The sequence below is a fragment of the Aeromonas sp. S9(2024) genome (genome assembly GCF_041403185.1).
GTDB classification, from domain to species: Bacteria; Pseudomonadota; Gammaproteobacteria; order Enterobacterales; family Aeromonadaceae; genus Aeromonas; species Aeromonas enteropelogenes.
This window is the reverse complement of record NZ_JBGLRE010000002.1, coordinates 338437-360577: the sequence shown is the minus strand read 5'-3', so window position 1 is coordinate 360577 and position 22141 is coordinate 338437. Positions and strand designations below refer to the sequence as shown.

Here is a 22141-nt window from a genome sequence, read left to right as displayed (position 1 = left end):
GTGATGCCAGGCTAAGCATGACCTCTTCCTACATTCGTCTTGTCGACCGCTCTTTTCGCGCCCTGCTGGGGCTGACCCTTGCCATCATCCTGCTGTTTGAATTCGGCCCGGAGCGGGTACTGGATCTGCAGGAGTGGCCCGTTATCGTCACCGTGCAGCGGGCGGCGGATGTGACGCCGGAGCAGGCGCGCTATCTCTCGTCGCCGGAAGGCAAACCTGGCGTGCAATGCATTTTGCCCGCCCGCCAGCACATAGTGCCGGGCTGCAGACTGACCTTGACCCTGACGCTCCCCGATGAGGGGATCGATCTCGCCCGCTTTGACACCCTGCATGTGCGCCTGAGCGTGACTGGCGAAGGAGGTCAGGATTGGCGTCTCTATCTGCGTAACCATGATCCGGCCAGCGATCTGCCCGGGGATCCCCTTGCCCCCAAGTTCAACGAGATCATCTTTCGTCCGGCGGATTACGGCAGGCTCCACAAGGTGCCCCTCGACGTGTTCGCACCGGCAACCTGGTGGATCAAGCAATACAATGTGCCGCTGCAACAGCAAGGGCCTGACTTGCACCGGGTCTATGCCATCGAGCTCGCCGCCGGTTACGATATGCAGCCAGGCACACACGGGGCCATTATCGAGGAGTTGCATTTTCATGGCCCCTGGCTCGATGCCAGCCTCTTCTATCGCCTGATCCTGGCGGTCTGGTTTATCTATGGTTGCATCATACTGGTGGCCAACCATCTGCATATGAAACAGCGCCTGCAGCATGCCCATCAGGCCAGACTGGCGGCGGAGGAACACAATCGCACCCTCTGTGAGGAGAGTCGCCGCTCCCGCGAGGAGGCTACTCATGATCCCCTGACCGGCGCCTTCAACCGGCTGGGCGGAGAAGAGTTGCTGGAGGGGTTGGGTGAGCGTGCTTTTTCCCTCATCTATCTGGATGTGGATCACTTCAAGCAGATCAACGATGGCCATGGCCACCCGGTGGGGGACGAGGTGCTCAAGCATCTGGTCAGCCAGATCCTGCGCCACTGTGATACTTTCTGCCACCTGGTGCGCTGGGGCGGGGAGGAGTTCGTGCTGATCTGCCTTCACTACGATCAGGAGCAGGCTTGCGCACTGGCCGAGCGGCTGCGCCTGATGCTGGCGGCGGATCCCCACTGGCCCGAAGCGCTCAGGGTGACCGTCTCGTTCGGGGTGGCCGAGCGCGCCGGCGATCCGCTGGAGCAGGTGATCCGGCGGGCAGATGCCGCCCTCTATCAGGCCAAGCAACGGGGCCGCAACCGGGTGGAGACAAGCTCGCCAGCCTCTCCCTCCATACTGACGACAAGGGAAACAACATGACGGGACAAACAATCGGTGCACTGACCCTGCTGGTGGCCGACTACGACGAGGCCATCGCCTTTTTCACCCGGGGGCTTGGCTTTACGCTGCTGGAAGACACACAGCTTGACGAGCCGGGCAAACCGGGCAAGCGCTGGGTGCGGGTCGCCCCGGCGGGCGGGCAGGGCTCGGCCCTGTTGCTGGCCCGCGCGGCTACCCCGGAGCAGCAGGCCGCCATCGGCCGCCAGGGCGGCGGGCGGGTCTTTCTGTTTCTCGAGACTGATGACTTTTGGCGGGATTACGAGCGGATGCTGGCCTATGGCGTGCATTTTTGCGAGCAGCCGCGCAGCGAACCTTACGGCACTGTGGTGGTATTTGAGGACATCAGTGGCAACCGCTGGGATCTGCTGCAACGCACGGCTGCCAACTGAATCTGAAAACGTTTATCATCCGCCCTGTCATCGAGTCATAAAAGTGTCACAGAAAATTCTAATAATTGGCGCACCCATCTTCACAGAGGAGAGAGAAGGGAATGGCTAAGCGAATTCTGGTGGTTGAGGACGAGGCACCGATCCGCGAAATGCTCTGTTTCGTGCTGGAGCAGAAGGGATACGAGACGATTGAGGCGGAAGATTTTGCCGATGGACTGGCGAAGGTGCGTGAACCCTACCCCGAACTCATCGTGCTGGACTGGATGATGCCCGGTGGCAGCGGTATCCAGTTCATCAAGCAGCTCAAGCAGGATGAAGTGACCCGCCAGATCCCGGTGGTGATGCTCACCGCTCGTGGCGAGGAAGAGGACAAGGTCCGCGGTCTCGAGGCGGGGGCCGATGACTACATCACCAAGCCGTTCTCTCCCAAGGAGCTGACTGCTCGCCTGCATGCGGTGATGCGCCGGGTCTCTCCCACCTCTGTGGACGAGGTGATCGAGGTGCAGGGGCTCAAGCTGGATCCTGTCTCTCATCGGGTCAGTGCCGAGGAGAAGGCGCTGGACATGGGGCCGACCGAGTTCAAACTGCTGCACTTCTTCATGACCCATCCCGAGCGGGTCTACAGCCGCGAGCAACTGCTGAACAATGTCTGGGGGACCAATGTGTATGTCGAGGACAGAACCGTGGACGTGCACATTCGTCGCCTGCGCAAAGCGATCGAAGAGACTGGACACGACAGACTGATCCAGACGGTACGTGGAGCCGGATACCGTTTCTCAACCCGTCTCTAAGAGGCAATTATGTTGCAACCTTACGCCTGGCGGCGACAGTTGTGGCGAATGGTATTCTTCTATTCGCCGTTCGTGTTGGTCGGCTGGTTGATTGATCATCTTGCCCTCTGCCTGCTGGTGGCTGCCCTGCTCCATCTCGGCTGGCACTACCGTTTCCAGAAACGCTTGTCGGACTGGCTGTGGCACGATCGCAGCCTGGTTCCCCCCCATGGCAGTGGCAGCTGGGAGCATATCTTCAACGGTATCTACAAGTTGCAGCAGCGCCACCGGGCCAGACGGCGCGAGCTGGCGGGCCTCATCCGCCGCTTTCGCGAAGGGGCCGAGGCGCTGCCCGATGCGGCCGTGGTGATCCGCACCGACGGCAGCATTCTCTGGTGCAACCGGTTGGCCGAACAGCTGCTGGGGTTTCGCTGGCCAGAGGACTCGGGCCAACATGTGGGCAACCTCATTCGCAATCCGGCTTTCGGCGCCTACCTCGGCAAGGGGGAGTATGACGAGCCCCTCGAGATGAACTCCCCGGTCAACGAGGAGAAGTTTCTCGAGTTTCGCATCATGCCCTACGCCGAGGATCAGGCCATGCTGGTGGTGCGGGACGTGACCCGGCTGCGCCATCTGGAGAAGACCCGCAAGCACTTCATCTCCAACGTCTCCCACGAGCTGCGCACTCCGCTCACCGTGCTCAAGGGCTATCTGGAGATGACTGAGGAGCCGCCGCCCCCCGCGGTGTGGGCCAAGGCACACAGGGTGATGATGGAGCAGACCATCCGCATGGACAACCTGGTCAACCAGCTGCTCACCCTGTCGCGCATCGAGGCGGCGCCGTCGGTGGATCTCTCCCATCTGGTGGACATGCCCGCCATGCTGGGGCTGCTGGAGCTGGAGGCCAGGGCGCTCTCCGGCGAACGGGGACACCAGATCGAGTTCAACGTGCAGTCAAACCTGTTCGTGCGCGGTGATCAGGAGCAGTTGCGCAGCGCGGTGTCCAACCTGGTCTACAACGCCATCCACTACACCCCGGCGGGGCGCAAAATCACGGTAGAGTGGCGTGCCCAGGGCACCATGGCACTGTTTGCGGTCAAGGATGAGGGGGAGGGGATTGCTCCCGAGCACCTGGCGCGCCTCACCGAGCGTTTCTATCGGGTCGACAAGGCCCGCTCGCGCCATACCGGTGGCTCGGGGCTCGGCCTTGCCATCGTCAAGCATGCCCTCAGTCATCACGACTGTCACCTCGACATCGAGAGCCGGATCGGCCTTGGCAGCCGCTTCAGCTTCCTCATTCCGGCGCGCATGGTGGTGATTAAATAATCTTTTTAGACAATGAGTTAGATACGAAGGAAGGGCTGCATTCGCAGCCCTTCCTGCATTTGTGCAAATCCTTGCCCATGTCATTAAAGTGTCACATTAAATCCATAAATTTGTCACTGCCAGGTCAGATACTGGCGCCGTTTCAAGAACGGACCTTCTGTAACTTTGGAGAGGGTGATCGGGTTTGAACCATGTATCAACGTCATACTGACGATTGCCTTCTGCAACCTTGGACTTGGAGAGATTGGATGAAACTCAACAAACTGGCTGGTGTTATCGGATTCACCGCTGCAACCCTGTTTTCTGCCAGCACCCTGGCCTATGGTGTCGATAAGGATCTGCCAGAGTACGCCCCGACCAGCGGCATCTCCGGCAACCTGTCTTCCGTCGGCTCGGACACCCTGGCCAACATGATGACCCTGTGGGCCGAAGAATTTAAGCGTGTCTATCCCAACGTCAACGTGCAGATCCAGGCCGCCGGTTCTTCCACCGCGCCGACCGCCCTGACCGAAGGGGTTGCCCAGTTTGGCCCGATGAGCCGCGCCATGAAGGCGGGCGAGATCGAGGCGTTCGAGAAGCGTTACGGTTACAAGCCGACCGCCATCCGCGTGGCTGTCGATGCCCTGGCGGTGTTCGTCAACAAGGACAACCCCATCAAGGGGCTGACCATGCAGCAGGTTGACTCCGTCTTCTCCAGCACCCTCAAGTGCGGCGAAGCCAAGGCTGCCACCAAGTGGTCTGATCTGGGTCTGGAGGGCAACTGGTCCAGCAAGGATCTGCAGCTGTTCGGCCGCAACTCCGTCTCCGGTACTTACGGCTACTTCAAAGAGCACGCCCTGTGCAACGGCGACTTCAAGAGCGGCGTGAACGAGCAGCCGGGTTCTGCCTCCGTGGTGCAGTCCGTCTCCGCCTCCCTGAACGGCATCGGCTACTCGGGCATCGGTTATGTGACCTCCGGGGTGCGCGCCGTACCGCTCTCCAAGGATGGCAAGACTTTCGTCGAGGCGAACTCTGATAACGCCATCACCGGCAAGTATCCGCTCTCCCGCTTCCTCTACGTTTACGTGAACAAGCACCCGAACAAGCCCCTCTCCCCGATGGAGCAGGAGTTCGTGAAGATGATGTTGTCCAAGGCGGGCCAGAGCATCGTCGCCAAGGACGGTTATGTGCCGGTACCGGCCAAGGTCGCCATGGCCGACCTGAAGAAGCTGGACATCATGTAACACTGCTGCCAGCCCGTGACGCAAAAACGAGCCCCCTGCGGGCTCGTTTTGTTTATGGGACGCCGTTTTGGCAAGTCGGGCAGGATCTTCTCGGCCATTTTTCGGCCATTGAAAAATGCACTCCCTTGCGTCCCGAGTCGGCATTTCCGAAAATAGGGCAACGTTATGGTTAAGGAGTCTTTCATGACCGCCCCGTTTTACAAGTTTGGCCTGGCAGCCCTGTGCACGTCTCTGCTGCTTGGTTGTGCCCAGTCACCGACCGGTCGCAGCCAGATGTTGCTCTACTCCCCCCAGCAGATGAGCCAGCTGGGAGCAGACTCCTTCGAGCAGATGAAGAAGCAGGAGAAGGTGAGCACGGATGCGAGGCTCAACGCTTATGTCTCCTGTGTCGCCAGGGCGGTGACCGCCCAGGTGCCCGCCAGCTACGGCATCAGCAACTGGGAAGTGGTGGTGTTTGACTCCAAGCAGGTCAACGCCTTCGCCCTGCCCGGTGGCAAGATCGGGGTCTACAGCGGCCTGCTCAAGGTAGCCAAGAATCAGGATCAGCTGGCCACCGTCATCGGCCACGAGCTGACCCACGTGCTGGCCCAGCACTCCAACGAGCGTCTCTCCCGCAGCCAGCTGGCAGATATCGGTCTGTCGGTGGCGGACATTGCCATGGGCACCAGCGAATATCGCGGCGCCACCATGGCGGCCCTTGGCCTTGGCATGGAAGTCGGGGTACTGCTGCCCTATGGTCGCGAGCAGGAGAGTGAGGCAGACCGTCTGGGGCTGGATCTGATGGCCCGCGCCGGTTTTGATCCCGCCGCCGCTATTCCCCTGTGGCAAAACATGAGCGCGGCCTCCGGCGGCAAGAATCCGCCCCAGCTGCTCTCCACTCACCCCAGCAACGAGAGCCGCATTGCCGAGCTGCAGGCGCAGCAAGCCGAGGTGCAGCCTCTCTATCAGCAGGCACGTGCCAACGGCCTGGTGCCCCAATGCAAGGCATAAGCCTGCGCATGGCGCGGCCCGATGACGCCGCCGCCATGACGGTGATGCAGCGGGCCAGCTGGCTCGCCGCCTATAGCCAGGTGCTGGGCCAGGACATGCTGGCCCAACTGGACGTGACCGAGCATCTGCAGATCTGGCAAGGCCGGCTCGCCGAACCAGGTCCACGCCCCATGCTACTCTGCCTGGATGAGGTGGTGATAGGCCTTCTTTACTGGCAGCAGGAGCAGGAGGAGGGCCTAGCCACCGCCAGGATCCGGGCGCTTTATCTGCACCCGGATCACTGGCGCCATGGGTATGGCAAGCGACTGTGGCAGGCGGTGGCGATGCAGATGCGGCGCAGCGGCTGCGAGTGCGTCAGATTGTGGCTGCTCGATGGCAACCGGATCGGCGAGGGGTTTTACCTGCGCCGCGGCTTCGTGTTCGACGGCAAACAGCGGACCCTGACCAGCCTTGGCCAACCCTGTCTGCAGCGGCAAATGTTCCGTCTGCTTTGATCCCGCTTTGGTTTTACGCCCCGTGTCACTTTATTTTTTTTGCGAATTAATACAATGTCCCCCCAGAACTGATCCGGATGACAGCTAACAGACAAGGGAGTGCGGGCATGTATTACGGCTTTGATATCGGTGGTACCAAGATTGCCTTTGCGGTGTATGACGGGGCCTTGAATCTCTGTCATGAGGAGCAGGTGGCCACACCGGGCAATGATTACGAGGCGTTGCAGCAGCTGATCCGCGAGCGGGTCGAGCAGGCAGACGCCCGCTTCGGTGCCAGGGGGGCGGTCGGCATCGGCTTTCCCGGCATCCTCAATCGTCACGACCACAGCATAGTGGCGGCCAACCTGCCCGCCATCAATGGTCGCCATCTGGGGGCCGATCTGGTGGAACGGCTGGATCGCCCGGTCAAGGTGGACAACGATGCCAACTGCTTCCTCTGGTCGGAGGTGCACAAGGGAGCGGCGGATGGCGCCGGCAGTGCCCTTGGGGTCACTATCGGCACCGGTATCGGCGGCGCCGTCTACCTCGCAGGCACCCTCATCCAGGGACGCAACTGGCTGGCCGGCGAGATAGGCCACTACCCGCTGCCGGCCACCATCCTGATGAAATACCCCGAGCTGCCCCGTCCCCGCTGTGGCTGTGGTCGTCTGGTCTGTTTCGAGACCTACGCCTCCGGTACCGGGCTGGAGCGGCTCTATCACCATTTTCACGGTCAGCGTGCCACGGGGCGCCAGATTGTGGCTCGTTTCGAGGCCCATGAGCCCCATGCGGTGGCCACGATCGATTGCTGGCTGGAGATCATGGCCGCCGGCCTGGCTACCGCCATCTCGGTGATCGATCCCGAGGTAGTGGTGCTGGGCGGGGGCCTGAGCGGCCTGCCCGCTCTCTACGAACAATTGCCGCTGCGCCTGCCCGGCCATCTATTGCCCGGGGTCGCCCTGCCCGAGATCCGCCAGGCCCGCTTCGGCGGTGCCGGTGGCGTGCGTGGTGCAGCCTTGCTCAACCTTTGAGATCGGATGTGGGGTCTGATCTCCCCGATAAAGGAGTCGTCATGACCCGTCTTGAAATCTGCATCGACAACCTGGAATCCCTGTTTACCGCCCAGCAGGCGGGGGCGGATCGTATCGAACTCTGCTCCGCCCTGGGGCTGGGTGGCCTGACCCCCTCCCACGGCTTCATGCAGTTGGCGGCGCGCCATGCCACCGTGCCCGTCTATGCCATGATCCGTCCCCGTGCCGGCGACTTCTGTTTCAGCGATGGCGAGTTCGAGATGATGTTGCAGGATATCGCCGCGGCGCGTTCGGCCGGTTTGCAGGGGGTCGTCGTCGGTCTGCTGGATGAAGAGGGGCGAGTGCCCGCCGTCAGGCTCAAGCAACTGGTGGAAGCGGCAGGCCCCCTTGGCGTCACCTTCCACCGCGCCATCGATCTCTCCTCCGACTGGCGGGCGGATCTGGAAATCATCGTCAATGCCGGTTGTGAGCGCATCCTGAGCTCAGGCCATGCGCCGACCGCGCTGGCGGGGCTTGAGACTCTGCAGGCCATGCAGCAGGCGCTGGCGGGCCGTGCCAGCCTGATGCCGGGGGCCGGAGTCAATGCTGACAACGTGCGCACCATCATCGAATTTACCGGGGTGAGCGAGGTACATATGTCCGGCATGGGCTGGCGTGGCGGCATGGTGCCTCACGGAGTCAACATGGGCACCTCGGACGATGGCCGGGTCAATATTACCGATGGTTCCAAGGTCGCGGCGGTGCGGGCCCTGCTGGATCGACCCTGATCCTCTGATCAACGCCGCCTGTGGGCGGCGTTTTTGTCGCGGCATGTGAACTCACTCCCACGGACGGGGAAATCAGGGGCGCCGCCGGCAGCACCTGACACAAAAGTCTGATATCATCCCGACTCTTTTACATCAGGACCCGGAGCAACATCTCAATGTCCCAATACGACTCTATCGAACAGAAGGCCAGCTATGGCATCGGCCGCAACATGGGTGATCAGCTGGCGCAGCAAGCCTTCGCCGGTCTGGATATCCCGGCCCTGCAACAAGGCCTGGCGGATGCCCTGAACGGTCTGGAATTCGCGGTAAGCCGTGACGATATCAATGATGCCTTCCAGGTCATCACCGCCCGCATGCAGGAAGAGCAGGAAGCGGTCGCCAAGGCAGCCGCTGCCGAAGGCGAAGCCTTCCTGGCCGACAACGCCAAGCGCGCCGAAGTGACCGTGACCGATTCCGGTCTGCAGTACGAAGTGCTGGTCGAAGGCAACGGCGCCGTACCGGTAGCCGGTCAGTCCGTGCGTGTTCACTACCACGGTACCTTCACCCACGGTGGCGTATTCGACAGCTCGGTCGCTCGCGGCCAGCCGGCCGAGTTCCCGGTGACCGGCGTGATCAAGGGTTGGGTTGAAGCCCTGCAGCTGATGCCGGTTGGCTCCAAGTGGAAGCTCTACATTCCGCAGGATCTGGCTTACGGTGCCCGTGGCGCTGGCTCCATCCCGCCGTACTCCGCACTGGTGTTCGAAGTGGAGCTGCTGGACATCCTGTGATCCGGCTGGCGTGATGCAAGCGGCGACCCTCGGGTCGCCGTTTGTTTTTGGGCGTGTTTGCCAGTGAACGAAAAGGCAGCGACGAGCACTCATGGGGGGCTTTTTTCGCCGCCGGGAATCGTCATACTGCAACTGAACCCCAGTTGAGGTGTGTCCCATGAACAAGACGATGAAGGTGGCGGCGGCCATGGCTGCGCTGCTTGCCACACTGCCTGCCAGCGCCGATGCGATGCGTTGCAAGAATGCGTTGATCACCGAGGGCGACAGCACGGCCCTGATGCTGCTCAAGTGCGGGGAGCCCATGCTGCGCGAAGAGCTCAGTCGCAATGAGGAGAACCAGTTCGGTTATCTGGTGCCGGTGAAGTATGGCGAGCGCTGGACCTACAACTTCGGCAAGAGCGAGTTCATGCGCTTCGTCACCGTGCGCAACGGCATCATCACCGATATCGAAAACGGCCCGCGCGGCGAGTAGCCGGCGGGCAAACAGCATGGAAGCATTAAGGACAGGAGGGCAAATCCCCTTGACTCACTGTTCCGGCAAGGGCTCGGCGTGACTGAGCTGGCGCAGGGCCTGGTTGATCTGGCCTGCCAGTCTCAGGCGCCGGTGGCAGCTCAACCCGTGCAGACTGAGCCTGCCTGCGCTGAATTCAAATGTTCCCCATGACTCGATGGCAAAGGAGCCCCGGTGGAAGCTCTTGATGTATCTTGCGATCTGCCGCGGGGATAACTGCTTGAAAACCTTCATCACAACGTTACCTGCTTGCTTGAACAGGGCACACTATGGGGGCGGTTGATGACAGCCATGTGACATTTCATCGAGTTTTGCATGAATCCTTTTTTGGTGTTCGCTTCGGGCAAAGCAAGGGCACCATTTGAAAAAGTAGTGCCATCACAATCCCTTGCACCGATATACTGCGGGCAGTCGAATGGAATGAGCAAAAGGGCCTGCACGTGGAATGGGTTGATGTGGTGGATGAAGAGAACCGGGTGATCGGGGTGGCCGAGCGGGCCAAGGTGCGGCGGGAGAATCTCTGCCATCGTGCCAGCTACATCCTGGTGCTCGACGAGGCAGATCGCATCCTGGTGCAGCGCCGCACCCTCTGCAAGGATTTCTGCCCCGGCATGCTGGATGCCTGCGCCGGTGGCGTGGTGACCGCGGGCGAACAGATGGAGCCCTCTGCCCGGCGCGAGCTGGCCGAAGAGCTGGGGATCCACGATGTACCGCTGCAAGGCTTCGGTACTTTTTATGCCGAGGGGGAGGGGTATCGGGTCTGGGGTGGCCTCTACAGCTGCCGCTATCAGGGGCCGCTTCAGCTGCAGGCCGAAGAGGTGAGCGAGGTGCACTGGATGAGTCAGGCCGAGATCGCCGAACGGGCCGACGAGTTTACCCCGGACTCCCTGCTCGCCATCGCCACCTGGCAGGCTCGGCGCTAACAGCAATCCCATCCGGAACAATACGGGCAGCCACTGGCTGCCCGTTTTCGTTCCTAGTCCAGCTTGAGCCGCCGGTTGGTGCGCCCGCAGGGGCTGGGGGCCGCCAGCCAGTGCCCCTGCCAGTCGGTGACAAGACGCAGCAGTGGATACTCCAGATCGAGCCGGGTCACCACCAGCTGTCCGCTCTCCCCTGCGTTGACCGGCTGGCCGCTGGCCGGGTCGATGATCTCCACCAGGCAGCTCTCGTTGACGATAAAGCCCTCGCCAGGCTGGCTCTCGTAGGCCACCACGCCTATGTCCTGCCAGACCAGGCAGTTGAACGCCTGAATGCCATAGATAGCTTGCAGCGGGGCCGTCTCGGGGTGGGTAACCTCGCACAACAGGGCGGTGTGCAGGGAGTCGGTGGCCACCTCGGCCGCCTCGGCAGCTTCCAGCAGATCCAGCAGGGTGACCAGCGGGCCGACAAAGCCGGTAGGCTGGTAGCGTTGCAGCGCCTCCAGCTGGCGCTGGGTGTCATGAGGGCCGCAGGGCACCACGGGAGCGCCGAGCTGGCGAGCGCCGTTGTCGAAGATGAAGGCGGTAGGGCCGGCGTGGTAGTCGTGGCCGTTGAGCATCACCTCGCCGGACTTGAAGCCGGCGGCAAACAGGGCGCGCGCGGCCCCCCACCAGTCCGCCCCCGCATATTCGGGAATGGCCAGCTGGCCCGGGCTTGCGAAGGCGCGCAGTGCCTGGCTGGCGGGGCGACCGGTGAGTCCGGCAAACGGCGGATGGGCCTGCTGGGCGGCAAACAGTTCGGCGCTGTCGAGCAGGGGCAGGGTGGCCAGTTCGGCCAGACCCTCGAGACGGCATTGACGATAGGCACTGGAGTAACCGGCGCAATACTGGCTGACGTGGGTAAGTTGATGATTAAGCTGGTCCAGTTGCTGTTGTGCACGCAAGGCGGGGGGACGAATTTCCAGACCATCGTAGTAGTGTTGCATGGGGCCTCCTGGCGCCGTGAAACCTGCTCAAGATTAGTCTGCCTGCTGGAAAAATGCCTGCCGGGGAGCGGGTCGTTGCGATGGGATATGACGGATGGCTGCGCTAGACTGGGGCTTCACCAATCGACTCGGGACGAGAGATCATGATTGCAGTTGGCCAACCCTTGCCTTCGGGCGAATTTACCTTCATCACAGCCGCGGGCAAGCAGGTACAGGATGTCCAGACCCTGTTTGCCGGCAAGAAGGTGGTGCTGTTCGCGGTGCCTGGTGCCTTCACCCCCACCTGCTCCAACGCCCATCTGCCGGGCTATGTGGTGCTGGCCGACCAGTTTCAGGCCAAGGGGGTGGACGCCATCTGTTGTCTGTCGGTCAACGATGCCTTCGTGATGAAGGCGTGGCAGGATGCCCAGAACGCCGATGCCATCACCATGCTGGCGGACGGCGACGGCAGCTGGACCCGAGCCCTTGGCCTTGCCAAGGAGACGGGGGCCTTTGGCGGCCTGCGTGCCCAGCGCTTTGCCCTCATCGCCAACGATGGTGTGGTCGAGCAGCTCTTTGTGGAGGAGCCGGGCAAGTTCGAGGTGTCGGATGCCCAGAGCCTGTTGGCGGCGCTGTGAAATCATCAATCGTCGTTTGATTTCCCCTTGAAATAGAAAGGCGGCCCGCTACACTGGGCCCGCTTCTGGAAGAAGCCAGGCCCGTGCCTGGCTTTTGTGTTTGCAGACCATGGAATAGAGACGATATGACCCTGGCTTTTGTTGCCCTGATTGCCGGACTGGCGCTGCTGGTCTGGAGTGCGGATAAATTTGTCGATGGCGCCGCCGCGACCGCCCGTTATGCCGGCATGCCACCGCTGCTCATCGGCATGGTGATCATCGGTTTTGGTACCTCGGCCCCCGAGATGGTGGTGTCGGCCCTGGCCGCCTCCCAGGGCAACCCCGGGCTGGCGCTCGGCAATGCCTATGGCTCCAATATCACCAATATTGCCCTGATCCTGGGTTTGACGGCTCTCATCAGCCCGATTGCCGTTGCCTCCCAGGTGGTGCGCAAAGAGATCCCCATCCTGCTCGGTATCACCCTGCTCTCCGGTGCCCTGCTCATCGACGGTCATCTGGGCCGCACCGATGCGGCCATCCTGGGCGTCGTGTTCGTGGCGCTGATGGGCTGGTCCATCTGGGCCGGCATGAACGGCAAAGGGGATGCGCTGGATGCGGAGACCGAAGAGGACATCGAGAGCGAAGGCATGTCCCTCAAGCTGGCTCTGTTCTGGCTGGTGGTGGGGCTGGTGCTGCTCATCGGTGCCTCCCGTCTGCTGGTATGGGGCGCGGTGACCATCGCCCAGGGCTTTGGCATCAGCGATCTGGTGATTGGTCTCACCATAGTCGCCATCGGCACCTCGCTGCCGGAGCTGGCCTCCTCCCTTATCGCCATTCGCAAGAATGAGCACGATCTGGCCCTCGGCAACGTGCTGGGCTCCAACCTGTTCAACACCCTGGCGGTGGTCGGGATCGCGGCAGGGATCCATCCGCTGGATGTGGCGCCGGAAGTGCTTTCCCGCGACTGGAGCCTGATGATGGGCCTGACCCTGTTGCTGCTGGTGATGTGCCTGGGTCGCAAGGGGCAGGGGCGGATCAACCGGCTGGAGGGGGGCGTGTTGCTCTCCTGCTTCGTGGGTTACACCGGCTGGTTGCTGACCAGCCAGTTTATCTGACGATTCGCCAGACAATAAAAAGAAGGGGGAAGCATCGGCTTCCCCCTTTTGTTTTTGGCGAAGGCCTATCAGGCCACGGCCACCAGCTTTTGCCCCTGCTGGGCGCTGTCCAGGATCAGGATGCTCGCCTTGGGGAAGAAGTTGAAGGTGGAAGCCGATGCCCAGGTGTAGGCCCCCATCACCCGGCCGACCACCAGCTCGCCAATCTCCAGATCCGGCAGCATGATGCCGTCGCGAATGACGTCCACGCTGTCGCAGGTGGGGCCGGAAAGCACGGCGTTGTGCAACTCACCGTGGGCATAAGGAGTGCTGACCGGATAGGTGACGTGGTCATAGAGCTGGCCGTTGTAGCTGCCGTAGAGACCATCATCCAGGTAGTACCAGATCTTGTCGCCGCGGTGGGCCTTGCCCATGACGCTGGCCACCGAGGTCATGGCTGGCGCGCTGATGAAGCGGCCCGGCTCGGCGATCTTCTGCACCGTGGCGGGCAGCTTGGCCAGCGCCTCGCGGATCGGGGCGCAGAAGCCGTCGATGTCGAACTCGCCGCCGTCGTAATCCACCGGGAAACCGCCGCCGATATCCAGCACCCAGGGCTTGAGCCCGAGCTCCCAGGCCTGCTCCATGATCTCGCGACAGGCGTCGATGGCCTGCACGTGGCGACGGGAGTGAGGCACCTGGGAGCCGACGTGGAACGACAGCCCCATCACCTTGATCCCCTTGGCCTGGGCCAGCTGCAGCAGGGGCAGCGCCTGCTCCGGTGTACAACCGAACTTCTTGGAAAGATCGACCTTGGTCTCGGGATTGGGGAAGCTCACCCGTAGCAGCAGCTTGACCTCGTCCTTGTAGGGCAGGAACTTCTCCAGTTCCAGCGGGTTGTCATAGACGAACACGGTGCAGCCGTATTCCAGCGCGTAACGGATGTCGCTGTCGCGCTTGATGGGGTGGGTATGAATGCAGCGCCCCGGGCGGACACCCTGACTGCGCACCAGATCCACTTCGCCATTGGTGGCCAGATCGAAACAGGCCCCCTCTTCCTTCAAGACAGAGACCACCGCCTCGTGGGGCAGGGGCTTGAGTGCATAATGCAAGCGCACATCGGGCAGGGCGGCCGCCAGGGCCCGATACTGTTTGCGGACGGCTGCCTTATCGAGCAGCAGCAGGGGGGAGCCGAATTGTTCAACCAGCTGACGGTAATCTTGTGCGACCAGGGTCTCGTTCATTCTCTTTTGAAAGTCCTTAGGGGGCGTTATATGCCCAAGCCATATGCGATTGAACCGGCGACGGCCGGGTCAGGCGAGCGGTCCGGCGGGACCAACCTGGCACAGTGCATAAATTGAGAGCAGAGTGCTTGGTTATGCGCGGGATTATCGGCTTATTGAGTTTCTGTGCAAGCATTTTGATTGGATATGTTGTTGAGTTTTTCTGCATGAAACGAGATAGAGAATTGCTTTTTATCCCGTCATCTTGTGCGTCGGGACACGTTTGATGCAGGCCAGGTTAACTCTATGATTGTTAACCACTATTTAACATCTTGCCGATGGGATGGCCGATCATGAAAAAAGTGCGGGAGCGGGCCGGCAAGTGCGAGACAGCTCACAATTTTTGGATTACCATGCCCGCTTCCTAATCCAAATTAGTTCGGATGAAGGTAGCAGGAGAGTGATGGGCAACCATCCACCGAAGAAGTGAATCTTTCAGGTACCGGGCAACCGGTGTGGACTGCTACTGGACGATACTCTGGAGAGACCCGTTGAATCGGGCGCCGAAGGAGCAAGGCATCATGATTGCATCGCAATCTGGCGCCGGAAACTCTCAGGCAAAAGGACAGAGGGGATGGGATGGTTGTACTTTGGGTTGTACTTTGGCTTAGCCCGCATCCGATCGCCTCTGGCCGATCGCGACACCTATGGGAAGATCATCCTTCTCCTCCTTAATTTCTGTTTCTTAAGGAGGATGCATGTCATCAATTCAAGCGGCGCTCACCGCCATCGATAGTTTTGTCTGGGGGCCACCCCTGCTGATCCTGCTGGTCGGGACCGGTATTTACCTTACCCTGCGTCTGGGACTGCTTCAGCTGGTGCGCTTGCCGCTCGCGCTGCGTCTGGTATTCGGCCGTGATCAGGGCCAGGGCAAGCAGGGGGATGTCTCCAGCTTTGGCGCTCTGTGCACCGCCCTCTCTGCCACCATAGGTACCGGCAACATCGTCGGCGTTGCCACCGCCATCAAGCTCGGTGGTCCGGGAGCCCTGTTCTGGATGTGGATGGCAGCCCTGTTTGGCATGGCCACCAAGTACGCCGAGTGTCTGTTGGCGGTCAAATATCGCCAGCAGGATGCCAACGGCCAGATGGCCGGTGGCCCCATGTACTATCTGGAAAAGGGGCTTGGCTCCAGAGTGCTCGCCAAGCTGTTCGCCTTGTTTGGCATCGGCGTGGCCTTCTTCGGGATCGGGACCTTCCCCCAGGTCAACGCCATCTCGGATGCCATGACTTTGTCGTTCTCGGTGCCCCGCGAGGCGACCGCCGTGGTACTGACCCTGCTGGTGGGCCTGGTGACTCTGGGGGGGATCAAGTCCATCTCCAGCGTGTCAAGCAAGGTGGTCCCCTTCATGGCCCTCTTCTATATCGCCGCCTGTCTCGGGGTGCTGTTTGCCAATGCCGCTGCCTTGCCGGATGCGGTGGCGCTGGTGTTGCAGAGCGCCTTCACCGGCCATGCGGCCACCGGTGGCTTCGTCGGCGCCGGCATCATGCTGGCGATCCAGTCCGGGGTGGCGCGCGGCGTCTTCTCCAACGAGTCCGGGTTGGGCTCGGCCCCCATCGCCGCGGCGGCGGCCAAGACCAATTCCTGCGTGGAGCAGGGGCTGGTCTCCATGACCGGCACCTTCTTCGACACCATCATCATCTGCACCATGACCGGCCTGACCCTGGTGGTGACCGGAGTGTGGAGCGGGGATCTCAGCGGCGCCGCCATGACCAGCCAGGCCTTCGCCCAGGGGCTGGATGCCCATATCGGTCAGTATCTGGTGAGTATCGGCCTGCTGTTTTTTGCCTTCACCACCATCCTTGGCTGGAACTACTACGGCGAGCGCTGTACCGAGTACCTGTTCGGGGTCAAGGCGATCAAGCCCTACCGCCTGGTCTATCTGGTGCTGGTGGCGTGCGGCGCCTTCCTGCATCTCGACATGATTTGGCTCTTGGCCGACATCGTCAACGGCCTGATGGCGGTGCCCAATCTCATCGGTCTTATCGGCCTGCGCCACGTGGTGATTGCCGAGACCCGGGCCTACTTCAGCCGTGACCGGGATACGGAGTCCGAGCCTGAGCCGCAGACCGCCTGATCTCGCCACCGCGTCTCACGTTCCCCTTGAAAAAAGCAAGCCACGACCCCGGGTCGTGGCTTTTTAGTTGGTGCGCCGAATGGTTGGTGAACCAAGAGCGTAATGTGGGTAAGGGCTAGTTGCCCGCCAGCAACCGTTGCAGTCTGTGGTTGACCTCGGCCACCAGTTCGCCATCGCTCCCTTGCCAATGGATGGCTTGCGCGAGTGTGGTGGAGGTGCCCGGCAAAAAGCGCAGCTCCCCGCCCGCCAGCTCGTAGAAGCGGCTCGCCATCCGGGTACCCTCATCCACATTTCCCGCCACCAGCAGCATGGCCTGGGCCAGCACGGCGCCGCCGTGATCCTGCCCCGGCGCCAGCCAGCGCTGGGCGGTGCCGGTTATCTTGCGCCCCCCGATCATCAGGTTGTACTGGCCGTCACAAAACGAGCCGGGCACGAAGTCATAGCTCCCCTCAAGGTCGTATTGCGCCAGCAAACTCAGCAGCGGCGCGCCCAGCTGCCGGTAGTAGTGAGCGAGATCCGTGGTGGTGCGGGGCAGCAGCAGGGAGAGGTTGAGGATGCCGGCGCCGTGAGGCACGGCGGTGCCACCGCTGTCGCGTACAAACACGGGCCAGCCTTCGGCGGCGAGTTGCTCGCAGGCGCTTTGATAGTGGGGCAGCCGCGTATCTTTGCGGGTAACGATGAGGCATTGGGGCGCCTGCCAGAGGTGGGCCATGGCCGTACCCGTGTGGGCGCAATCGCGCAGCCAGTGCTGCTCCCGGGCGAGGATCTGATCCGGGGTATGGCTTTCAGGCAGAGGGGGAAGCAGGGAGTAGGACATGGTGGCATCCTGAAGCATGACAGGCTTTGCACACTACCCGTGGCCGGTAGCCAGGTAAAGCCCCGCATGGCGGGGCTTGATGGCCGTTAACGGGGAGCTTGGGCGCAGGGCTTGCTGCGTTTGGGCAGTAGCAGGTTCAGGACGATGGCGGTGAGGCCACCGGTGGCGACGCCGTAGGAGAGCACGCTCTTGGCCAGCTCCGGCAGATGCTGCAGCACCTCCGGCACCTGGGCGACCCCCAGCCCCATGGCGAGGGATACCGCCAGGATCATCAGGGCACGGCGGTCGAGCTCTTCGCGGGCAATGATGCGCACCCCGGCGGCGGCTATGGTGCCGAACATGACGATGGTAGCGCCGCCGAGCACGGGCTCGGGGATCTGCTGCACCAGGGTTGCCACCGCCGGGAACAGACCGAGCAGGGCCAACATGGCGGCGATGAAGAGGCCCACGTGGCGGCTGGCCATGCCGGTGAGTTGAATGACTCCGTTGTTCTGGCTGAAGGTGGACATGGGGAAGGTGGAGAAGAGCGCCGCCAGCATGGAGTTGCAGCCGTCGGCCAGCACGCCGCCCTTGATCCGCTTCATGTAGACCTTGCCGCTGACCGGCTCGCCGGAGACATCCGAGGTGGCGGTCATGTCACCGATGGCCTCGAGCGCCGTCACCACGAAGATGATGGCAAGCGGCACGAACAGCTGCCAGTCGAAGCCGAGACCGTACTTGAGGGGGACGGGTACCATCAACATCGGCCCCTCGAAGGTAGGGGCATTGATCTTGCCAAGCAGCAGCGCCACGGCATAGCCCACCAGCATGGCGATCATGATGGCGGAGAGGCGCAGCCAGGGGTTGCGGCTGCGTTGCAGCAGGACGATGAGACCAAGCACCAGCAGGGAGAGAAACAGGTTGCTGTGGCTGGCGAAGCTGCCATCGGCGAGGGCACCGTAGCCGCCCCCCATGCTGATGAGGCCTACCTTGATCAGGGTCAGACCGATGAGCAGCACGACGATGCCGGTCACCAGCGGGGTGATCACCTTCTGCACCAGGTGCAGGCAGCGGCTCAGGATCACCATGGTGAGGGCCGCCACCAGCATGGTGCCGAACAGGGTGCCCAGCATATCGTCGGTGGGCATGGCTGCCTGTTTGAGGGCGAGGCCGGAGGCGATGATTGGCCCGAGGAAATTGAAGCTGGTGCCCTGCACCGAGAGCAGGCCGGAGCCGACGGGACCGAAGCGGCGGGTCTGGATGTAGGAGGCGATGCCGGACATGACCAGCGACATGGAGACGATATAACGGGTATCTTCGGCGGGCAGGCCCAGGGCGTTGGCGATGATGAGGGGCGGGGTGATGATGGCGACAAACATGGCGAGCATATGCTGCAGGGCGGCGAACAGCGTCTGGGGCAGGGGCGGGACATCGTCTATGCCGTAGACCAGTTCGCTGTGTGCCCGCCTGGGGGGATGGGCCTCGGGGGCGGTCTGCGTGGTGGCAACCTGTTCCATAAAAACCTCAAAGTGTGTGGGGATGGGGAGAAAAATTGGGCGCTATTGTAGAGATTGGCGCGCTGCTGACCAGCGTTTATTAATCAGAAAAAGGTTTATTTTTCGGTGGGTTGAAACGTTTGCGCGCGGCGATTATGATATGTCGCTTTGTGTGAGACAGATCTCCTTTTTATTCGTTGCGCAAATGACATTCTTACCACTTAGTAGGTGTAAAATGGGCCCCCGACCTTGATGTGGAGCCGCTGGATGCTCAAGTTGTCAGAGTTCTGGAGTGCCAAGGCACACTCCGAAGACTTTACCCGCACGCGCATGGGCTTTATGACGGTGCGTTTGCGTTTGCTCACCTGCCTGTTGATCGTCGGTTTGCCCGCCTGGGCATTGGTGGATTGGCTGACCCTCTCCCGCGCCCATTTCGAAGAGCTGCTTCAGGCCAGGATCTTCTGTGCCCTGGCGCTCTCGCCACTGATCCCGCTCTCCTACCTCATCAACTTCAGACTGCAGCGCATGAAGCTGGCGCTCGGCTACCTGATGGTGGTGATGATGCTCTTCTCACTCGTCAGTTTGCATAGCTTCGGGACCGAGCAGCAGCTGCAGGTAGGCTATGTGGTGTTCCCTTATCTCTTGATCACCCTGTTTGCCATCTTCCCCATTCCCCTCTTGCGCGGTTTGCAACTGGCCGGCGTGGTGCTGCTGACCATGGTGCTGGGGCGCTGGTTATTGGTGGGGCAGACTCTGTGGAGCCAGGCCACCCTGAACCAGGTGTGGGTACTCAGCCTGTTTGCCATGGCCAGCTGCTGGGTGCAGTGCGGCCAGCTCAACATGCTGCTGCGCCTCTATCGGGAGTCCACTACCGACGAGCTGACCGGCATGATGAATCGCCGCCTGTTGCTCAAGCAGCTGGAGCAGGCCCGGGCCCGGTTGCTGACCAGACAAAAGCCGTTTGCAGTGTTGCTGCTGGATCTCGACCGCTTCAAACGAATTAACGATATCTATGGCCATCTGGCGGGGGATGCGGTGCTCAAGGAGGTGGCTACTACCCTGGATGAACAGCTGGAGTCTGGTATGGTGCTGGGGCGTTATGGCGGTGAGGAGTTTGCCATCCTGCTGCGCAATTGCGGCGATCCATCGGAGGCTGCCCGCATCGCCGAACGGCTGCGGGTATCGGTCGAGGCGCGTCTGGTAAAGAGCCCCACTTCCGATGAATTGCTGGAGGTGACGGTCAGTATTGGCATCGCTCTGGCGCGGAGAGGCGAGAGCATAGATGCCCTTATCAATCGGGCCGATGAGAGCCTCTATCAGGCCAAGATGGCGGGGCGCAACTGCGTGGTGGTGGAACGCCCGCAGGCCGAAAAAGCAGATGCCGCCTGAGGGCGGCATCCTGTGGTTTGCTTGGGCGTGAGGGTCAGCCCAGGCGGTATTTGCCGGAGAGCTGCTGGGCCAGCAGCTTGAACATGTTGAACACCGCCATGGTCTTGCCGGTCGGGGTGCCATCTTCGGCCAGGAAGTACTCCCCCTTGAACACCAGGATCTCCCCCTTCTGCTCCACCGAGTCGGCACGCATGCCGTGGATGAAGTCTTCGTGTTCCCGGATCATCTTGTTGGCCATCTCCAGCAGGGCAGTCTCGGTGATCAGCTCTTTCTGTGGTTGCATGCTCGTCTCCTTAAACGACTACTGGACAGGGGCATAGCATGCCCTGCCTCTGATTGAAGAGGGGGCTAGCATACTGCAAACGGGGTTTTTCTGTCATTGATATGACCCCGGGTTTGTTCTCCCCTATCCCATCACCAGGTTTCTGAGCCAGCGGCGCTGGCGGATCCTGTGCTGCACCAGCAGTACCTTGCTGAGCTCCTCCAGCAGTACCACGGCGACCACCCATGAGAGAGGCCAGCCGAGCAGGCTCACCGCCACCCAGGCGAGCGGCAGGCCGATGCACCACATGCCGACAATGTCGATGAAGATGCTGTAATTCACATCGCCCCCCGAGCGCAGCACCCCTATGATGCCCACCATGTTGAACACCTTGAGCAGCATGCCAAGACACATGATGGCGAGCACCTGCCCCGCCTCGCCCATCAGCTCGGGGGGGAGGTTGCCGACCCACTGCAGCAGGCTGGTTTGCAGCAGCCAGACCGCAACGCCAACCAGCAGGGCGCCCACGGGGGCGATCACCAGAAACAGCTGGGAGTGCTGCCAGGCCGCCTCGTACTCCTCGGCCCCGAGCCGGTGGCCGAGCAGGGTGGAGCAAGCCACCGCCAGCCCGAAGAAGAGGGAGATGAGGATGCTCTCGAGCGTCCCGAGGGTGGTCATGATGGCGAGCGAATCCGTGCCAAGGTGAGCATAGAGAAAGCCGTAGAGCAGCATGCCGAAGGCCCAGAGACCGTCATGAAACAAGAGCGGCAGGGCGATCAGGGTAAAGCGCACCACCTCCTTGCGTTTGAAGGCGGCCAGCCAGTCGACAGCGCGCGGAACAAGGCGCGACTCGTGACGTCTCACGTAGAGCAAGAGCAAGGCGGTCTGCAGCAGTCGGGAAAGTGTGGTGCCCCAGGCCGAGCCGGCCACCCCCATGGCCTCGAAGCCGAAGTGGCCGAAGATGAGGACATAGTTGAGGATGACGTTGGCAATGATGGCGATGATGCCGATGCGGGTCGGCGCCGTTGCGTTGCCGATGGAACGCAGGGCTGACTCCAGCGGCACCACAATGGCGGTGCAGAGGATGGTGGCGCCGGTGATCATCAGATAGTGGTCGGCGAGCGGGCGCAACTCGGGATCCTGGCTGGCAAAGCCCAGCACGCTACCCGGTGAGAGCACGTAAACGAGGGCAAACGGCAGGCTCACCAGGGTGGCCCCCACTAACGCCAGCGCCAGGGAGCGGCGCACCCCGGCCATCTCGCCGCGACCATAATATTGTGCCGCCAATACCGAAACCCCGCCTGCGAGGCCCGCTATCACCAGCAGGTTGAAGAAGAAGACCCGGTTACCCAAGCCGACTGCCGCCACTGCCGTGGTGCCAAGCTGGCTCACCATCATGATGTCGATGAGACCGAGCAGGGAGAACATCATGGACTGCAGTGAGACGGGCAGGGCCAGTCGCCACAGTCTGGACATGAACTCGCGATCGGTGGTTTGTTTTAAAATTGCTTGCCAATAATTCATTTGTGTTAACCGGGTATAAGAAAAGCAAGGCTTGTCAGGGGTATGATAAGAGGCTAAGCGGATGGTCTCACTGTGAGTGAGTCTCGGTTTTCTTGTGCAAAACTATCCTGTTGGGGTG

General features: G+C 61.7%; 23 protein-coding genes and 1 riboswitch. Of the genes, 16 read left to right on the top strand and 7 right to left on the bottom strand.

The annotated features are described in order from the left end of the window. Positions 1 to 17: 17 nt before the first annotated feature. From ACB028_RS04915 to ACB028_RS04865, 11 genes are all read left to right on the top strand, one after another. On the top strand, positions 18 to 1340 hold the full coding sequence (locus ACB028_RS04915) for a diguanylate cyclase (RefSeq protein WP_371143656.1): 1323 nt from the start codon (positions 18 to 20) through the stop codon (positions 1338 to 1340). After that, positions 1337 to 1750 (top strand): VOC family protein, encoded by a 414-nt coding sequence (locus ACB028_RS04910; RefSeq protein WP_201940851.1) that lies wholly within the window; start codon positions 1337 to 1339, stop codon positions 1748 to 1750. The genes ACB028_RS04915 and ACB028_RS04910 overlap by 4 nt, the downstream gene beginning before the upstream one ends. A 101-nt stretch (positions 1751 to 1851) precedes the next feature. Continuing rightward, a complete protein-coding gene (gene phoB, locus ACB028_RS04905; RefSeq protein ID WP_026457670.1) occupies positions 1852 to 2541 on the top strand; it encodes a phosphate regulon transcriptional regulator PhoB in 690 nt (229 codons plus the stop codon). 9 nt (positions 2542 to 2550) lie between these two features. Next, a complete protein-coding gene (phoR, locus tag ACB028_RS04900; RefSeq protein ID WP_371143655.1) occupies positions 2551 to 3846 on the top strand; it encodes a phosphate regulon sensor histidine kinase PhoR in 1296 nt (431 codons plus the stop codon). Between the two features lie 248 nt (positions 3847 to 4094). Beyond that, positions 4095 to 5069 carry a PstS family phosphate ABC transporter substrate-binding protein gene (locus ACB028_RS04895; RefSeq protein ID WP_124238748.1) on the top strand — a complete coding sequence of 325 codons (975 nt, stop codon included), beginning with the start codon at positions 4095 to 4097 and terminating at the stop codon, positions 5067 to 5069. Positions 5070 to 5252: 183 nt separating this feature from the next. Then, a complete protein-coding gene (locus ACB028_RS04890; protein ID WP_026457721.1) occupies positions 5253 to 6059 on the top strand; it encodes a M48 family metallopeptidase in 807 nt (268 codons plus the stop codon). Next, positions 6047 to 6553, top strand: a complete 507-nt coding sequence (locus ACB028_RS04885) for a GNAT family N-acetyltransferase (RefSeq protein WP_042027816.1) — start codon at positions 6047 to 6049, stop codon at positions 6551 to 6553. Before ACB028_RS04890 ends, ACB028_RS04885 begins: the two co-directional genes overlap by 13 nt. Before the next feature lie 107 nt (positions 6554 to 6660). Next, the gene (locus tag ACB028_RS04880) at positions 6661 to 7563 is read left to right on the top strand and encodes an ROK family protein (RefSeq protein WP_371143654.1); all 903 of its coding nucleotides are present in this window, start codon (positions 6661 to 6663) and stop codon (positions 7561 to 7563) included. Between the two features lie 41 nt (positions 7564 to 7604). After that, complete coding sequence (locus tag ACB028_RS04875; RefSeq protein ID WP_223378640.1) at positions 7605 to 8330, top strand: copper homeostasis protein CutC; 726 nt, start codon at positions 7605 to 7607, stop codon at positions 8328 to 8330. 155 nt (positions 8331 to 8485) lie between these two features. After that, complete coding sequence (locus ACB028_RS04870; RefSeq protein WP_026458368.1) at positions 8486 to 9097, top strand: FKBP-type peptidyl-prolyl cis-trans isomerase; 612 nt, start codon at positions 8486 to 8488, stop codon at positions 9095 to 9097. 157 nt (positions 9098 to 9254) lie between these two features. Further along, positions 9255 to 9569, top strand: a complete 315-nt coding sequence (locus tag ACB028_RS04865) for a DUF2845 domain-containing protein (RefSeq protein ID WP_371143653.1) — start codon at positions 9255 to 9257, stop codon at positions 9567 to 9569. Positions 9570 to 9623: 54 nt separating this feature from the next. Here the strand turns inward: ACB028_RS04865 and ACB028_RS04860 are convergent, their stop codons facing one another. Continuing rightward, positions 9624 to 9842 carry a DUF1107 family protein gene (locus ACB028_RS04860; RefSeq protein ID WP_042027810.1) on the bottom strand — a complete coding sequence of 73 codons (219 nt, stop codon included), beginning with the start codon at positions 9840 to 9842 and terminating at the stop codon, positions 9624 to 9626. A 206-nt stretch (positions 9843 to 10048) separates the two neighbouring features. Between ACB028_RS04860 and yfcD the strand changes: the two genes are divergently transcribed. Next, complete coding sequence (yfcD, locus tag ACB028_RS04855; protein ID WP_260391520.1) at positions 10049 to 10531, top strand: NUDIX hydrolase YfcD; 483 nt, start codon at positions 10049 to 10051, stop codon at positions 10529 to 10531. Positions 10532 to 10584: 53 nt separating this feature from the next. Here yfcD and ACB028_RS04850 read toward each other — a convergent pair whose 3' ends face one another. After that, positions 10585 to 11511, bottom strand: a complete 927-nt coding sequence (locus ACB028_RS04850) for a phenylacetate--CoA ligase family protein (protein ID WP_371143652.1) — start codon at positions 11509 to 11511, stop codon at positions 10585 to 10587. A 143-nt stretch (positions 11512 to 11654) separates the two neighbouring features. On the opposite strand from ACB028_RS04850, the gene ACB028_RS04845 reads away from it, so the two are divergent. Both ACB028_RS04845 and ACB028_RS04840 read left to right on the top strand, forming a co-directional pair. After that, a complete protein-coding gene (locus ACB028_RS04845) occupies positions 11655 to 12128 on the top strand; it encodes a peroxiredoxin (protein WP_338610896.1) in 474 nt (157 codons plus the stop codon). 125 nt (positions 12129 to 12253) lie between these two features. Beyond that, positions 12254 to 13222 (top strand): calcium/sodium antiporter, encoded by a 969-nt coding sequence (locus ACB028_RS04840; RefSeq protein ID WP_042027804.1) that lies wholly within the window; start codon positions 12254 to 12256, stop codon positions 13220 to 13222. Positions 13223 to 13290: 68 nt separating this feature from the next. Here the strand turns inward: ACB028_RS04840 and ACB028_RS04835 are convergent, their stop codons facing one another. After that, a complete protein-coding gene (locus tag ACB028_RS04835; RefSeq protein ID WP_371143651.1) occupies positions 13291 to 14442 on the bottom strand; it encodes a type III PLP-dependent enzyme in 1152 nt (383 codons plus the stop codon). Between the two features lie 507 nt (positions 14443 to 14949). Further along, positions 14950 to 15060, top strand: a riboswitch (glycine riboswitch). 119 nt (positions 15061 to 15179) lie between these two features. Here ACB028_RS04835 and ACB028_RS04830 point away from each other — a divergent pair. Beyond that, positions 15180 to 16556: a sodium:alanine symporter family protein gene (locus ACB028_RS04830; RefSeq protein WP_223378637.1), complete on the top strand. Its 1377-nt coding sequence runs from the start codon at positions 15180 to 15182 to the stop codon at positions 16554 to 16556. Positions 16557 to 16671: 115 nt separating this feature from the next. On the opposite strand, the gene ACB028_RS04825 is transcribed toward ACB028_RS04830, so the two are convergent. Both ACB028_RS04825 and ACB028_RS04820 read right to left on the bottom strand, forming a co-directional pair. Beyond that, positions 16672 to 17373, bottom strand: a complete 702-nt coding sequence (locus tag ACB028_RS04825; RefSeq protein WP_371143650.1) for a protein ligase — start codon at positions 17371 to 17373, stop codon at positions 16672 to 16674. An 86-nt stretch (positions 17374 to 17459) separates the two neighbouring features. Next, positions 17460 to 18869: a nucleobase:cation symporter-2 family protein gene (locus tag ACB028_RS04820; protein WP_042027797.1), complete on the bottom strand. Its 1410-nt coding sequence runs from the start codon at positions 18867 to 18869 to the stop codon at positions 17460 to 17462. Between the two features lie 246 nt (positions 18870 to 19115). On the opposite strand from ACB028_RS04820, the gene ACB028_RS04815 reads away from it, so the two are divergent. Then, the gene (locus tag ACB028_RS04815) at positions 19116 to 20237 is read left to right on the top strand and encodes a diguanylate cyclase (protein ID WP_042027796.1); all 1122 of its coding nucleotides are present in this window, start codon (positions 19116 to 19118) and stop codon (positions 20235 to 20237) included. A 34-nt stretch (positions 20238 to 20271) separates the two neighbouring features. On the opposite strand, the gene ACB028_RS04810 is transcribed toward ACB028_RS04815, so the two are convergent. Beyond that, positions 20272 to 20520: a YciN family protein gene (locus ACB028_RS04810; RefSeq protein WP_026458620.1), complete on the bottom strand. Its 249-nt coding sequence runs from the start codon at positions 20518 to 20520 to the stop codon at positions 20272 to 20274. Positions 20521 to 20643: 123 nt separating this feature from the next. Further along, positions 20644 to 22023 carry an MATE family efflux transporter gene (locus ACB028_RS04805; protein WP_201940860.1) on the bottom strand — a complete coding sequence of 460 codons (1380 nt, stop codon included), beginning with the start codon at positions 22021 to 22023 and terminating at the stop codon, positions 20644 to 20646. Positions 22024 to 22141 lie beyond the last annotated feature (118 nt).